The organism is Bacillus sp. FSL R5-0512, from assembly GCF_038593295.1.
GTDB lineage: Bacteria > Bacillota > Bacilli > Bacillales > Bacillaceae > Bacillus > Bacillus safensis.
The window spans coordinates 3301556-3314930 of record NZ_CP151982.1; the positions used below are offsets into that span (position 1 = coordinate 3301556).

Here is a 13375-nt window from a genome sequence, read left to right on the forward strand (position 1 = left end):
ACGAAACACAGCGGCATTTGCTATTTTTTATTTGTCAAGTGTTGTACCAACATCAAGTCTTGGTACTTCATGGTGATGTCTGCATCGTGCTTCGTATGATTCCTGCGCACCTACTAAAATAATAGGATCATCATAGGATGCGGGTTTACCGTCGATCAAGCGTTGTGTTCTACTCGCTGGGGAGCCGCATACCGAACAAACTGCTTGAAGTTTTGTTACAAGCTCTGCACATGCCATTAAATGCGGAACAACACCAAATGGCTCTCCTCTGAAGTCTTGATCCAGGCCTGCAACAATGACTCGGTAGCCTTGGTCAGCCAATTGAGTGACAATGTCAATGATTGTCTCATCAAAAAATTGCACCTCATCAATGCCAATGACATCGGTTCTTTCTGATATGTGCGTTATTATGTCTTTTGGTGAGGCTACTGCAATCCCATCTAATGATGAACCGTTATGTGACACAACTGAGCTTGTACTATATCGGTTATCAATTGCTGGTTTGAATATTTTTACTTCTTGTTTGGCAAAGGTGGCCCTTTTGGCTCTCCGAATCAATTCTTCCGACTTTCCAGAAAACATACTGCCGCAGATGACTTCAAGCCAACCGCTTTGTTTCATCACATACATAAGGTCTTCTCCCCCGTTTTAAAGTTCCATCAATCCACGTAAAAAAACAGGCAAGAACGGATTCCTGCCTGTTTATTGTATCTATTATTACTTAAGACCGTATTTTTTGTTAAAGCGGTCAACACGTCCATCAGCAGAAGCGAATTTTTGACGGCCTGTATAGAAAGGATGGCACTCAGAGCAAATCTCGATGCGTACCTCTTCTTTTACTGATCCAGTTTCAAACTCATTTCCACAAGCGCATTTGACTGTAGCTTTTTTGTAGTTAGGATGAATTCCTGTTTTCATCTACTGTCATCTCCTTCCGCCCTGAATCCAATTCGGAAACAGAGTTAATATCTCAGAAATAAATTCTGAAACGCACATGATAAAATTATAACAGTGTGAGTCTATGATTGCAAATGTATTTTTTCAGGGAAGCTATCTTCTTGATGCAGACATATTGGCTTGTTTCCATTCTTGCGTTAAAATATCGAAAAATTCTTGGTTTGTCTTTGTTTTTCTCATTTTGCGCATGAACTTCTCAGCGAAGTCAGGTGTATCTGACATCGATTTTCTCATCGCCCATAAACGATCAAGATGCTCTTTTGGCACAAGCAGTTCTTCTTTTCTCGTACCAGAACGGCGAATGTCGATCGCAGGGAAAATTCTTCTTTCGGCCAAAGAACGGTCCAAATGAAGCTCCATGTTCCCAGTTCCTTTAAACTCTTCATAAATCACGTCATCCATACGTGATCCTGTATCAACAAGTGCAGTGGCTAAAATCGTCAAGCTTCCGCCTTCTTCAATGTTACGCGCAGCACCAAAGAAGCGTTTTGGACGATGAAAAGCCGCAGGATCAATACCGCCTGAAAGCGTTCGGCCGCTTGGCGGAATCACAAGGTTGTATGCACGAGCAAGCCTTGTGATGCTGTCCATTAAGATGATGACATCTTTCTTATGTTCAACAAGACGCATAGCACGCTCTAAGACAAGCTCTGCTACTTTAATGTGGTTTTCCGGTACTTCGTCAAAGGTTGAACTAACAACATCCCCTGCAACAGAACGTTCGATATCTGTTACTTCTTCTGGGCGTTCGTCAATCAAAAGGACAATCAGCTCTGCCTCTGGGTGATTTTCAGAAATGCTGTTGGCAATTTCTTTAAGCAAAATGGTTTTTCCAGCCTTAGGCGGTGCAACGATTAAACCACGCTGTCCAAATCCAACTGGCGCCATCATGTCCATAATTCTAGTAGACAGGTGATTAGGCTGTGTTTCAAGAATCATTTGGCGGTCAGGAAATAGCGGTGTGAGTGCAGGAAAGTGAACACGTTCCTTTGCTGATTCTGGGTCGTCCCCATTTACCGCTTCTACATGAAGGAGGCCATAGTAGCGTTCATTTTCTTTTGGAGGTCGTACCTTTCCAGACACTTTATCTCCATTTCGTAAATCAAAGCGTCTGATTTGTGAAGCTGAAATATAAATGTCTTCAGAACTTGGGGAGTAGTTAATCGGTCTTAAGAAACCAAATCCCTCAGACTGAATAATTTCAAGAACCCCTTCCATAAATAAGAGATCCTCTTGCTCAGCGTTCGCCTTTAAGATGGCAAAAATTAATTCTTTTTTTGTTAGTTTGCTGTAATAAGAGATTTTGTATCGCTTTGCTAACTCATACAGCTCTTTTAATTTCATATTTTCCAAAGATGAAATCGAAACATCTTTCAATATGGACACCACACTTTTCTAGTCAATGTATTTCTTTACAAATGCATGACCATTGTATTTGATTAGCTTTTAATTCCGTTGTTGTTGGAATGACCTCGCTCTGATGGTAACGCTCCCACTCGTTTTATCGTGAAAGATAGGAACAATGTGAAATAGAGCTTTGTCAACATAGAGAAGGATAATGAGTATATCGTCATGATGCGGCAGTATTTAAACTTGTTGAAGCTTAAAAGAAGTAAATTCGCAGAAAATTTCGCAGCACTCTTTAGTTTTACCTCATTTGCAGAGAATATTCAACTTTTAAAAGAAAATGATATACATTTGACACCTATATGAAAAGCGGGTAATGAATACCCGCTTTCAGATTACGGACGAATGACAAGATTCGGTTTTTTCTTTAAGCTGTGTCTGCCGTCTACGAAACGAACCGTACCTGATTTCGCACGCATGACAACACTATGTGTTGTTCCAACAGAGCCTTTGAATTGAACACCTTTAAGTAATTCGCCGTCCGTTACACCTGTCGCTGCAAAAATGGCGTCATCTCCTTTTACGAGATCTTCCATTCTGAGGACTTTCCCAACATCCAGCCCCATTTTCTCACAGCGTCTGAGTTCTTCTTCACTTTGAGGAAGAAGCTTACCATGAATTTCGCCACCAAGTGCCTTTAACGCAACAGCAGAAAGGACACCCTCAGGCGCTCCGCCTGAACCAAATAGAATATCAACACCTGTGTGATCAAATGCTGTATTAATGGCTCCTGCAACGTCACCATCGTCGATCAGTTTAATTCTTGCTCCTGCTTCTCTCAGTTCAGCAATAATTTTCTCATGTCGATCTCTGTTTAAAATCGTTGCAACCACATCTTCAATATCTTTGTTTTTTGCTTTTGCAACAGCGCGAAGATTATCAATGACAGGCGCTTCAATGTCGATGCAGCCTACCGCTTCTGGACCTACTGCGATCTTATCCATGTACATATCAGGTGCATTCAGCAGGTTGCCATGATCTGCAACTGCAATAACAGCTAAGGCATTCCAGCCGCCGCTTGCCACAATGTTTGTTCCTTCTAATGGATCAACAGCGACATCCACGCGAGGTCCATATCCGTTCCCAAGCTTTTCCCCAATATAAAGCATTGGTGCTTCGTCCATTTCTCCTTCGCCAATGACCACTGTCCCCTTCATCGGAATGGTGTCAAATACATCACGCATTGCACTTGTTGCAGCATCATCCGCTTCGTCTTTTAATCCTCTTCCCATCCAACGGGCAGATTTTAATGCAGCTGCTTCTGTCACCCGTACTAGTTCCATCGATAAACTTCTTTCCATTTTTGTCCAAATCTCCTCTCACAGTCAAAGCCTTATGAATTTTGAAGTTCTTCTATTTCTTGGTCATTCAGCTTTTCACGCCAGATGGTTGCACCCAAGCCTTCAAGCTTCTTCTCAAGCAAACTATATCCTCTGTCTATATGTTCAAGCCCTGTGATTTCGGTCACACCGTCTGCCATTAACCCTGCGACAACAAGACAAGCGCCTGCACGCAGATCACTTGCTTTGACCTTTGCTCCTTGGAGCTGCGTTTGTCCGGTAATAATAGCAGATCTTCCTTCGACCTTCATGTTTGCACCCATTCGGCGCAATTCGTCAATGTGCTTAAAGCGTGCTGAGTAGATCGTATCTGTGACCACACTCGTGCCTTTCGCTTTTGTTAACAGCGCCGTCATCGGCTGCTGAAGGTCAGTCGGAAAGCCCGGATACACAAGGGTTTTGATATCGACAGGCTTGAGTCCTTCGTTTCTGCCAACGATCAGCATCTGATCGTTGCTCGTTTCAATGGTGAACCCCATTTCTCTAAGTTTCGCCGTAATTGATTCTAAATGAGTTGGGATCACATTATCAAGTACAACTTCATCCCCCATCGCTGCACCAGCTATTAAAAATGTTCCTGCTTCGATGCGGTCAGGGATGATTGAATGCTTACAGCCATGAAGAGATTCTACACCTTCGATTCGAATGACATCGGTACCCGCACCTTTGATTTTAGCCCCCATGCTTGCAAGCAGTGTCGCTACATCAATAATTTCGGGTTCCTTTGCAGCATTTTCAATCACGGTTTTTCCTTCAGCCAGTACGGCTGCCAGCATGATGTTGATCGTCGCACCTACACTGACAACATCAAGATAAATCCGGGCTCCGACTAATTTTTCAGCACGCAAATAAATTGCACCCTGCTCGTTTGTCACCTCGGCTCCAAGTGCTTCAAAGCCTTTGATATGCTGATCGATCGGCCTAGGTCCTAAGTGGCATCCTCCTGGCAGTCCGATGACAGCCTGCTTAAATCTGCCCAGCATGGCGCCCATTAAATAATAGGATGCACGCAGTTTCTTCACTTTTCCATTAGGAAGCGGCATACTAATCATGGAAACAGGATTAACAACCATTTCACCTTTTTCAAAAGTGACCTTTCCGCCAATTTCTTCTAACAGATCCCGTAATGTGTCGATATCTGATATATGCGGAAGGCCTTCAATGGTTACTGGAGAATCAGCGAGAATCGTGGCAGGAATCAGTGCTACAGCACTATTTTTCGCACCACTAATATGTACGGTCCCGCGCAAGGGATCACCGCCGGCAATGTTTAACTTTTCCATATTTGTCTCCCTTCTTAAAGAAGATCACTGTTGGAGTTATACTGTTTGTGGATGTCGCGCTTTAAAAGGTCTTGTCCAAAATTTAGCCAATATCAAGAGAAAGAATACAGGTTAAACGAAATTTGTCGGAAGAAAAATAATCGAAGCTTTGCGAGGCTGTGATGTTCTCTTCTTTGCACAAAACATTTCTTAGCGTTTATAAGGAAAACTATGGCAAACGAGAGACGATCCCGCCTGCCACAATTATTTATTTATTCCAGTCTGCTAAAAATTGCTCAATGCCTGCATCCGTTAATGGGTGTTTCGTCAGCTGCTTGATGACTTTCAGCGGCATAGTGCCGATATGAGCACCTCTAAGCGCAGCTTCTGTCACATGCTGCGGATGACGAATAGATGCAGCAATGATTTGTGTATCTAATCCATGAACATCAAAAATAGTTTTCACTTCGCTGATGAGATCAAGACCATTTTGGCCAATGTCATCTAAGCGGCCAAGGAATGGAGAGACATACGTCGCACCAGCTCTAGCTGCAAGAAGTGCCTGGTTTGCACTAAAAATCAATGTGACGTTTGTTTTAATTCCAAGGTCTGTTAATGCTTTGACAGCTTTAAGGCCATCTGTAGTCATTGGAATTTTGACCGTAATATTTGGTGCGATGGCAGCAAGCTCTTTTCCTTCTTCAATCATTTCCTCTGCTTTTAGGGAAATCACTTCTGCACTGACAGAACCTGATACCACGTCAGTGATTTCGCGAAGGCGGTCGTGGAATGATACGTCCTTTTCTTTCGCTACTAAACTAGGGTTTGTTGTGACGCCTGCTAAAATGCCAAGCTCGTGCGCCTCTTTGATGTCCTCAATATTCGCTGTATCTACGAAAAATAACATAACTGTGCCACTCTCCTATCAATAAATTGTCTGAAATGTAAATTTGATTGCGCTTTCTCAAGATATGGAGAAAACCGCCTGTGACTCAGGCGGCTTTCGGTTCTCATCAAATTATGCTTGGTTAGAAGAACCAAATTCGCGCATTTTGCCGATAACAGTCGCTTTAATTGCGTCACGAGCTGGTCCAAGATATTTACGTGGATCATACTCTTCTGTTTTTGCAGCAAGTGTTTCGCGTACTGCTTTCGCAGAAGCAATTTGGTTTTCAGTGTTGACATTGATTTTTGCTGTACCAAGTGAAATTGCACGCTTGATGTCAGCAGTTGGGATACCTGTTCCGCCGTGAAGAACAAGTGGAAGACCAGTTGTTTTACCGATTTCTTCCATTTCAACGAAACCAAGGTTTGGTTCACCTTTGTACGGACCATGTACTGAACCTAATGCAGGTGCAAGGCAGTCAATACCAGTGCGTTCTACAAGCTCTTGGCACTCTTTTGGATCAGCATAAATAACGCCTTCAGCGATGACGTCATCTTCTTGCCCACCAACAGTTCCAAGTTCAGCTTCTACAGACACACCATGGAAATGTGCAAGTTCAACGACTTTCGCAGTTGTTTCCACATTCTCATCGAATGGGTGGTGAGAAGCATCGATCATGACAGAAGTAAATCCTGCATGAATCGCTTTTGCACAAGATTCAAAGCTTGAACCGTGATCTAAATGAATCGCAACAGGAACTGTTACATTATATTCTTCGATTAACGCTTTAACCATTGCGACAACTGTTTTGAAGCCGCCCATGTAGCGTCCTGCTCCTTCAGATACTCCTAAGATAACAGGAGATTTCTCTTCTTCAGCAGCTTGTAAAATCGCTTGCGTGAATTCTAAGTTATTTAAGTTAAACTGTCCAACAGCGTAACCTTTTTCCTTTGCGTCTTTCAACATTTCTGTCATTGAAACTAAAGGCATGATGAAAAATCCTCCCTATGTAGCTAATTTGCTTGCTAAAAAAAGCTCTCCACCCTAGCATGACCAGAATTTCTCGCCATATGTAAACTTTCAAAGTCAGATCGCTTTCTTCTTCCTTTCTAGGATACCAATTATTCGACAAATCGGCAACAGAATGACTCGATTCAATCATTTCCATCTAGCCATTTGTTTCAAGCGGCAGGTATTCTTTGACAGCATCTCGGATTTCATCAATATCAAAAGGTTTAGCGAAGTGCGTCAATGCACCGAGTTCTTTGGATTCTTGGATCATATCTAACTCGCCATAGGCTGTCATAATGATGACACGGATGTCTTCATCAATTAATTTCATCCGTTTTAAAATTTCGATACCATCCATTCCGGGGATTTTCATATCAAGCAGGACAAGGTTCGGTCTATGGTTTTTCACAATATCTAATGCCTGTAGTCCATTGGCAGCTTGGAAGGTTTGATAGCCTTCTTTATGAAACACTTCATTCAATAATATTCTAATACCGTACTGATCATCGACAATTAAAATTTTCTCATTCATCTGTTACACCCCATTGCTTTCATTTTTCGCCATAAAAAGAGCTGTTGTTAAATAATTCTGTTTGATTTTCACATTTCCTTTAATTATAATAGTTTACTTTACGACATTTTCTGAGCATTTTTCCTAATATTCTCTTTATATTCTATTATAAAATGATCTGACCGAAGGAGGAAATGAGTCTTGTTAAAAATTTTTACGACCCAGTTATCAGGTATTTTTTCACGTATTGGAGAAAAACAGGCTGAAGCGATTGAGGACGGTGCACGCCTTCTTGCACAGGCTGTTGTCAGTGGACATGCCGTTTATTTTCACGGAAAGAATGAACTGGCTGCTGTCGCCCTAGAGGCATCTGAAAGCAAGGAGCCGTTTCCCGGTGCGAAGGTGCTGCCGCTCGATCAAAAGGAGCGCAGCTTACTTCATCCAAGTGACAGGGTGCTGCTATTTTATTCAGACCCAGAAGATCAGGAAATTCAATCTCTTGCAAAAGAACTGCACGAACAAGGTACGCCCGTTGTTGGTGTAGGGCCGGCACAAAAGGAGCCTTCTACGATTGAAGAGCATTGTGATGTCCACATTGATTTCCAGCTCAAGAAACCGCTTGTGCCCGCTGAAGATGGGACAAGGTTTGGTTATCCTGCTTTAATGACCTGCTTATACGTCTACCACGCTCTATCGTTTACTGTGAAGGAAATCGTCGAGGAATATGAATAAAAAAACTGCCGAGAAGTGATATTCCCGGCAGTTTTTTGTTTTATTTTGATTCAGATGCTTGAAGTGAAGCACCAACGAAATCTCTAAATAATGGCTGTGGTCTTGTCGGTCTTGAAACGAATTCTGGGTGGAACTGAGAAGCAAGGAACCAAGGGTGATCCTTCAGCTCGATAATTTCAACAAGACGTCCATCTGGGCTTGTACCAGAGAAGACAAAGCCTGCTGCTTCCATTTGCTGTCTGTATTCGTTATTAAACTCGTAGCGATGGCGGTGGCGTTCGTAGACCACTTCGTCATTGTATGCAGCAAATGCTTTTGAGTCTTCATTTAATTTACAAGGGTATAGACCGAGACGAAGTGTTCCGCCTAGATCATCTACATCCTTCTGTTCTGGAAGAAGGTCAATGATTGGGAATGCTGTTTCAGGATCAATTTCCGCTGAATGAGCTCCCTCAAGGCCTAATACGTTTCTCGCGTATTCGATAGATGCCACTTGCATTCCTAAGCAGATTCCGAAGAATGGCACTTTGTTTTCACGGGCATATTGTGTAGCAATGATTTTCCCTTCTACTCCGCGGTCTCCGAAGCCTCCAGGAACAATAATGCCGTCCACATCTTGTACGAAATCAGCGATATTCTCTGCTGTCACTTCTTCTGCATTGATCCATTTAATTTGAACATCTGCATCAAACGCATAACCAGCATGACGAAGTGATTCAACGACAGAAATATAAGCATCTTGCAGCTCAACATACTTCCCTACAAGACCAATTGTGACTTGTTTCGAAAGGTTTTGCACTTTATCAACAAGCGCTGTCCACTCCGTCATGTCCGCATCTTGGCAGTCAAGTTTCATATGTTCACATACTAGCTTGTCCAGCCCTTGTTTTTGTAAATCAAGCGGAATGGAGTATAGCGTGTCTGCATCCTGACATTCGATAACAGCTTTTGTATCAATATCACAAAATAGCGCAATCTTGTCCTTCATATCTTGTGCCAATGGCATTTCCGTTCTGACCACAATGACATTTGGCTGAATACCAAGACTGCGAAGTTCTTTCACACTATGCTGTGTTGGTTTTGTTTTCAATTCACCTGCTGCACGGATGTAAGGAACAAGGGTACAATGAATGTACATTACGTTTTCACGGCCGATGTCACTCTTCATTTGACGAATGGCTTCAAGGAATGGAAGGGATTCGATATCTCCTACTGTTCCGCCGATTTCTGTAATGACCACATCTGCACCCGTTTCTTTTCCGGCACGGTACACGCGGTCTTTGATTTCATTTGTAATGTGGGGAATGACCTGTACTGTTCCACCTAAGTAGTCACCGCGGCGCTCTTTCTTCAGAACAGTAGAGTAGATTTTACCAGTTGTGACGTTGCTGTACTTATTTAAGTTAATATCAATGAAACGCTCGTAGTGACCTAAGTCAAGGTCTGTTTCAGCACCATCATCTGTGACAAAAACTTCACCGTGCTGGTATGGACTCATTGTCCCTGGGTCTACGTTGATGTACGGATCGAATTTTTGAATGGTGACATCCATCCCTCTATTTTTCAGAAGGCGGCCTAACGATGCAGCCGTGATTCCTTTTCCAAGTGAGGAAACAACTCCTCCTGTTACAAAAATATACTTTGTCATTTCGTATGCTCCTCTCTTTTTTACCCTTGCATGTCTACACATGCACAGCTTCATCCTTTTTAGAGTGTATCCCTAAATCTCTTGAAAAATAAGAAAGCTCCCTTTCAAATAAATGAAAGGGAGCGTAAATGAACGTATCTTTACGTACTCTTTTTTAGAGAGCCCAAAATACATACTACATAGTTCGCTCTCGAAAGTCAAGACGGTTTTGTCCTGTTTTGAAGACCGGTTTGAGAGGGTTATTTGTCTTCCTCATCATCGTCTAAATCGTCTTCATCAATCTCCGTTAAGCCGTCATCATCTTCATCGTCATCTTCGTCGAAATCTTCAAGATCTTCTTCAATTTCTTCATCATCGTCTAGGTCGAGATCATCGTCGTCTTCAACAAGGTCAAGGTCTTCTTCAAGCTCGTCGATTTCTTCTTCCTCTTCGATCTCATCGAAGTCGTCTTCAACGACAGCTGCTTTTGATTTTTTCTTTTTCGCTTTTGTTTTCACAGCTGGCTGAACTTCTTCTTCGATTTGATCAACTGGATACCAGCTGCGAAGTCCCCATCTCTGATCACCTAACGAAATAAAGCGGCCATCTATATTTAAGTCTGTATAAAATTGAGCAAGTCGATCATCAAGATCGGATTTTTGTATTCCTTGCAAACGGATAATTTCATCTATTAACTCGGAAAACGTAATTGGTGTTTTGCTGTCTCTGAAAATTTCATAAGCAAGTTCAACTAAAGACATTTGTTTGAGCTGTTCCTGTGAGTATTCTTTCAAACTCAAGGTCAGACACTCCCTTTCTATTACATGTATGTATCCATTTATCAGTGAAATAATAAGTATTTATACCTTATTCTTACGACAAACCATACCTCTCATTATAAACAAATTAGGGGAGTTTATGCCACCTTTATTGATGTTAATTTTTGATTTTTCTCACGGGGAGCACCTAGAGTGTGTACGGCATGCTTTTTGTCGTTCAGTTTTTCTCGTCTGTTTTAAAATGGGATGTTCTGAATGAGTGAGACAACGACAGGAATCGTGAATAACATTCCAGCAGACATGAGTACGATTAGTTTTCTCCGGCTGTTTTCTTTTTCTTCCTGCTTTTTTGGAGATTTCGAAAGCTCCGCGGACACCATGATCCAGATCACCATCGTGACGATTGCCAAAATGCCCATAATTGTTGAGTTCATCATCATAACCTCCATATTGATATTTTCCCTAATTTTAACATAATACGATGATGATATGGATGAATATTGACAATGCGCTTACATTTGAAAACTGCATGACGAACGAAAACAGACCACCTCACGTTCAGGCGGTCTATGCTTGTTTTCTACATATCTAGCAATTTCCTTGAGATGACCAGGCGCTGGATTTCCTGAGTTCCTTCATAAATTTGAGTGATTTTCGCATCTCGCATGTATCGTTCGACTGGGTAATCCTTTGTGTAGCCGTACCCGCCGAAGATTTGAACCGCTTCTGTCGTCACCTTCATCGCTGTATCACCGGCAAAGAGCTTGGACATGGCTGATTCCTTTCCATACGGAAGGCCTTTCGTTTCGAGCCATGCCGCCTGGTAAGTAAGCAGCCTTGATGCTTCAATCGCTGTGGCCATATCAGCCAGCTTAAAGGCGATCCCTTGCTGCTGAATGATTGGTTTGCCAAATTGTTTACGCTCCTTGGCATAATCAACCGCCGCATCAAGAGCACCTTGCGCAATCCCAACCGCCTGTGCAGCAATGCCGTTTCTGCCGCCATCGAGTGTCATCATGGCTATTTTGAACCCTTCTCCTTCTAGACCGAGCCGGTTCCTTTCATGAATTCGGCAATCTTCAAATCGAATTTCAGTTGTTGGCGATGAACGTATGCCCAGTTTGCTTTCCTTTTTGCCAACAGAAAAACCAGGTGTCTCTTTTTCTACAATAAAAGCAGTTGTATTTCGAGACGAAGCTTCTTGGTCTGTGACGGCAAACACAATATAATAATCTGCAATGCCTCCATTTGTAATAAAAATTTTCGCCCCGTTCAGGACATATTCACTGCCTGCCTTTAAGGCCGTTGTCTTCATTCCGCCGGCATCTGAACCAGAACCGCTCTCGGTGAGCGCGTATGCTCCTATCTTCTGCCCTTCTGCAAGCGGCTTTAAATAGGTCTCCTTTTGTTCATCTGTTCCGAATGTATAGATTGGCCATGAAGCAAGAGATGTATGAGCGGACAGGGTGACGCCTGTAGAGGCGCACACTCTTGAAAGCTCCTCAACTGCTATGACGTAGGCTAAATAGTCACTGCCAATTCCGCCCACGTCTTCCGGCCAAGGGATACCCGTTAAACCGAGCTCCGCCATTTTGCGGAAAATAGATGGATCATATGTCTCTGTTTCGTCTCGTTCTGCTGCTGTTGGCTCCACTTCATTTTTCGCAAAGTCTCTCACCATTTTTTGAATCATTTCATGTTCATCACTTAATTGGAACTGCATCGTGAGCCACCTCGTTTCATATTAGCTGTTTACAGATGACCAGCCTTTGAATTTCACTTGTTCCTTCATAGATTTCACAAATTTTCGCATCACGAAAGTAACGTTCTGCTTGATAGCGATTCGTATAACCATCCATGCCTAGCAAATGGATCGCTTCTGTACTGATCTCCACCGCCGTTTTTGACGCAAATAGCTTTGCGATTGATGCTTCCTTTGTGACCGGTCGATTTGCCTCTTTGAAAGAAGCCGCTTGATAGACGAGCAGTTTTGCCGCCTCAAGCTTCGCCGCCAAATCGCCCAGCCGAATGGTTGTTTCAAGACCTGCTGGATGCTGCTTTAAATAGACCACTGCCTCGGTTAATGCGGCTTCTGCAATGCCAAGGCTTTGAGCCGCAATTCCGATTCTCCCTGCATTTAAGCTGGACATGGCAATTTGAAAGCCCTCTCCTTCTGCACCGAGCAGCTGATCTTTTGGAATCCGCACGCCATCAAAATGAAGCGTGACTGTTTTTGAACCGTGCAGTCCCATCTTTTTCTCATCTTTTCCAATCGTAAATCCCGGCGTATCTTTCTCGACAATGAACGCCGATATATTTTTTCTCGCAGAAGCCGGATCGGTCACCGCAAAGACAAGATACAGTTCTGCTTCTCCGCCGCTTGTGATAAAGATTTTCGTCCCATTTAATACATAATCGCCGCCCATCCGCTCTGCTCTTAACTGAATACTGGAGGCATCTGATCCAGCCTTTGGTTCAGTCAGACAAAAGGCGCCCAGCTTCTTCCCGGATGCAAGCGGCGGGACATAAGTTTCTTTTTGTTCCTTCGTTCCAAAAGTCAAAATAGGCATCGTCACAACAGATGTATGAACGGACACAATGACACCGATGGTCGCACTCACTTTCGACAATTCATGGATTGCAATGATATACGTTGTAAAATCTGCTCCTAAGCCTTGATACGAAGCTGGTATTGGAATCCCTAGATAGCCTTGCCGCCCCATTTCACTTAAAAGGGTGTTTGGAAACCGGCCTTGTTCCATGGCTTCTACTTCAGGGAATATACGCTGGCGTGCAAATTCTGCTGTCTGTTCTCTCCAGAGACGCTGTTGATCCGTAAGCAAAACATCCATCTTGACTCCCC

14 protein-coding genes are annotated in these 13375 nt (G+C 43.0%); 1 reads left to right on the forward strand and 13 read right to left on the reverse strand.

Annotated features, from left to right (window positions below):
- Nucleotides 1-27 precede the first annotated feature (27 nt).
- The 8 genes from NSQ25_RS17015 to NSQ25_RS17050 all read right to left on the reverse strand — a co-directional run bounded on the left by NSQ25_RS17015 (nucleotide 28) and on the right by NSQ25_RS17050 (nucleotide 7395).
- Nucleotides 28-630, reverse strand: a complete 603-nt coding sequence (locus tag NSQ25_RS17015; protein WP_024423745.1) for a thymidine kinase — start codon at nucleotides 628-630, stop codon at nucleotides 28-30.
- A gap of 87 nt (nucleotides 631-717) precedes the next feature.
- Nucleotides 718-918, reverse strand: a complete 201-nt coding sequence (rpmE, locus tag NSQ25_RS17020) for a 50S ribosomal protein L31 (protein ID WP_003215407.1) — start codon at nucleotides 916-918, stop codon at nucleotides 718-720.
- A 132-nt stretch (nucleotides 919-1050) separates the two neighbouring features.
- On the reverse strand, nucleotides 1051-2334 hold the full coding sequence (rho, locus tag NSQ25_RS17025; RefSeq protein WP_008354975.1) for a transcription termination factor Rho: 1284 nt from the start codon (nucleotides 2332-2334) through the stop codon (nucleotides 1051-1053).
- A gap of 365 nt (nucleotides 2335-2699) precedes the next feature.
- A complete protein-coding gene (gene glpX / locus NSQ25_RS17030) occupies nucleotides 2700-3665 on the reverse strand; it encodes a class II fructose-bisphosphatase (protein ID WP_012011567.1) in 966 nt (321 codons plus the stop codon).
- A 32-nt stretch (nucleotides 3666-3697) separates the two neighbouring features.
- Entirely contained in the window at nucleotides 3698-4987 is a 1290-nt protein-coding gene (locus NSQ25_RS17035; protein ID WP_024423746.1) for a UDP-N-acetylglucosamine 1-carboxyvinyltransferase, read from the reverse strand.
- Between the two features lie 247 nt (nucleotides 4988-5234).
- A complete protein-coding gene (gene fsa / locus NSQ25_RS17040; RefSeq protein WP_024426351.1) occupies nucleotides 5235-5873 on the reverse strand; it encodes a fructose-6-phosphate aldolase in 639 nt (212 codons plus the stop codon).
- Between the two features lie 111 nt (nucleotides 5874-5984).
- Nucleotides 5985-6842 (reverse strand): class II fructose-bisphosphate aldolase, encoded by an 858-nt coding sequence (locus tag NSQ25_RS17045; RefSeq protein ID WP_111290590.1) that lies wholly within the window; start codon nucleotides 6840-6842, stop codon nucleotides 5985-5987.
- A 178-nt stretch (nucleotides 6843-7020) separates the two neighbouring features.
- The gene (locus tag NSQ25_RS17050; RefSeq protein ID WP_003214681.1) at nucleotides 7021-7395 is read right to left on the reverse strand and encodes a response regulator; all 375 of its coding nucleotides are present in this window, start codon (nucleotides 7393-7395) and stop codon (nucleotides 7021-7023) included.
- A gap of 180 nt (nucleotides 7396-7575) precedes the next feature.
- Between NSQ25_RS17050 and NSQ25_RS17055 the strand changes: the two genes are divergently transcribed.
- Nucleotides 7576-8106, forward strand: a complete 531-nt coding sequence (locus NSQ25_RS17055) for a DUF2529 domain-containing protein (RefSeq protein WP_046312941.1) — start codon at nucleotides 7576-7578, stop codon at nucleotides 8104-8106.
- A gap of 40 nt (nucleotides 8107-8146) precedes the next feature.
- Here the strand turns inward: NSQ25_RS17055 and pyrG are convergent, their stop codons facing one another.
- The 5 genes from pyrG to NSQ25_RS17080 form a co-directional block, all read right to left on the reverse strand.
- Nucleotides 8147-9754: a CTP synthase (glutamine hydrolyzing) gene (pyrG, locus tag NSQ25_RS17060; RefSeq protein WP_034281230.1), complete on the reverse strand. Its 1608-nt coding sequence runs from the start codon at nucleotides 9752-9754 to the stop codon at nucleotides 8147-8149.
- 239 nt (nucleotides 9755-9993) lie between these two features.
- The gene (gene rpoE, locus NSQ25_RS17065; protein ID WP_034281231.1) at nucleotides 9994-10533 is read right to left on the reverse strand and encodes a DNA-directed RNA polymerase subunit delta; all 540 of its coding nucleotides are present in this window, start codon (nucleotides 10531-10533) and stop codon (nucleotides 9994-9996) included.
- A 215-nt stretch (nucleotides 10534-10748) separates the two neighbouring features.
- Nucleotides 10749-10946, reverse strand: coding sequence for a hypothetical protein (locus NSQ25_RS17070; protein WP_024423752.1), 198 nt, complete (start codon nucleotides 10944-10946; stop codon nucleotides 10749-10751).
- 146 nt (nucleotides 10947-11092) lie between these two features.
- Nucleotides 11093-12235, reverse strand: a complete 1143-nt coding sequence (locus NSQ25_RS17075) for an acyl-CoA dehydrogenase (RefSeq protein ID WP_065214885.1) — start codon at nucleotides 12233-12235, stop codon at nucleotides 11093-11095.
- A 16-nt stretch (nucleotides 12236-12251) separates the two neighbouring features.
- The gene (locus NSQ25_RS17080) at nucleotides 12252-13364 is read right to left on the reverse strand and encodes an acyl-CoA dehydrogenase family protein (protein WP_070326123.1); all 1113 of its coding nucleotides are present in this window, start codon (nucleotides 13362-13364) and stop codon (nucleotides 12252-12254) included.
- Nucleotides 13365-13375 lie beyond the last annotated feature (11 nt).

Bases quoted from the DNA above. Each gene is read 5' to 3' on its own strand.
- glpX (WP_012011567.1), bottom strand. From the start codon at position 3,665: ATGGAAAGAAGTTTATCGATGGAACTAGTACGGGTGACAGAAGCAGCT.
- rpmE (WP_003215407.1), bottom strand. From the start codon at position 918: ATGAAAACAGGAATTCATCCTAACTACAAAAAAGCTACAGTCAAATGC.
- NSQ25_RS17015 (WP_024423745.1), bottom strand. From the start codon at position 630: ATGTATGTGATGAAACAAAGCGGTTGGCTTGAAGTCATCTGCGGCAGT.
- NSQ25_RS17050 (WP_003214681.1), bottom strand. From the start codon at position 7,395: ATGAATGAGAAAATTTTAATTGTCGATGATCAGTACGGTATTAGAATA.
- NSQ25_RS17045 (WP_111290590.1), bottom strand. From the start codon at position 6,842: ATGCCTTTAGTTTCAATGACAGAAATGTTGAAAGACGCAAAGGAAAAA.
- fsa (WP_024426351.1), bottom strand. From the start codon at position 5,873: ATGTTATTTTTCGTAGATACAGCGAATATTGAGGACATCAAAGAGGCG.
- NSQ25_RS17035 (WP_024423746.1), bottom strand. From the start codon at position 4,987: ATGGAAAAGTTAAACATTGCCGGCGGTGATCCCTTGCGCGGGACCGTA.
- pyrG (WP_034281230.1), bottom strand. From the start codon at position 9,754: ATGACAAAGTATATTTTTGTAACAGGAGGAGTTGTTTCCTCACTTGGA.
- NSQ25_RS17080 (WP_070326123.1), bottom strand. From the start codon at position 13,364: ATGGATGTTTTGCTTACGGATCAACAGCGTCTCTGGAGAGAACAGACA.
- NSQ25_RS17075 (WP_065214885.1), bottom strand. From the start codon at position 12,235: ATGCAGTTCCAATTAAGTGATGAACATGAAATGATTCAAAAAATGGTG.
- NSQ25_RS17070 (WP_024423752.1), bottom strand. From the start codon at position 10,946: ATGAACTCAACAATTATGGGCATTTTGGCAATCGTCACGATGGTGATC.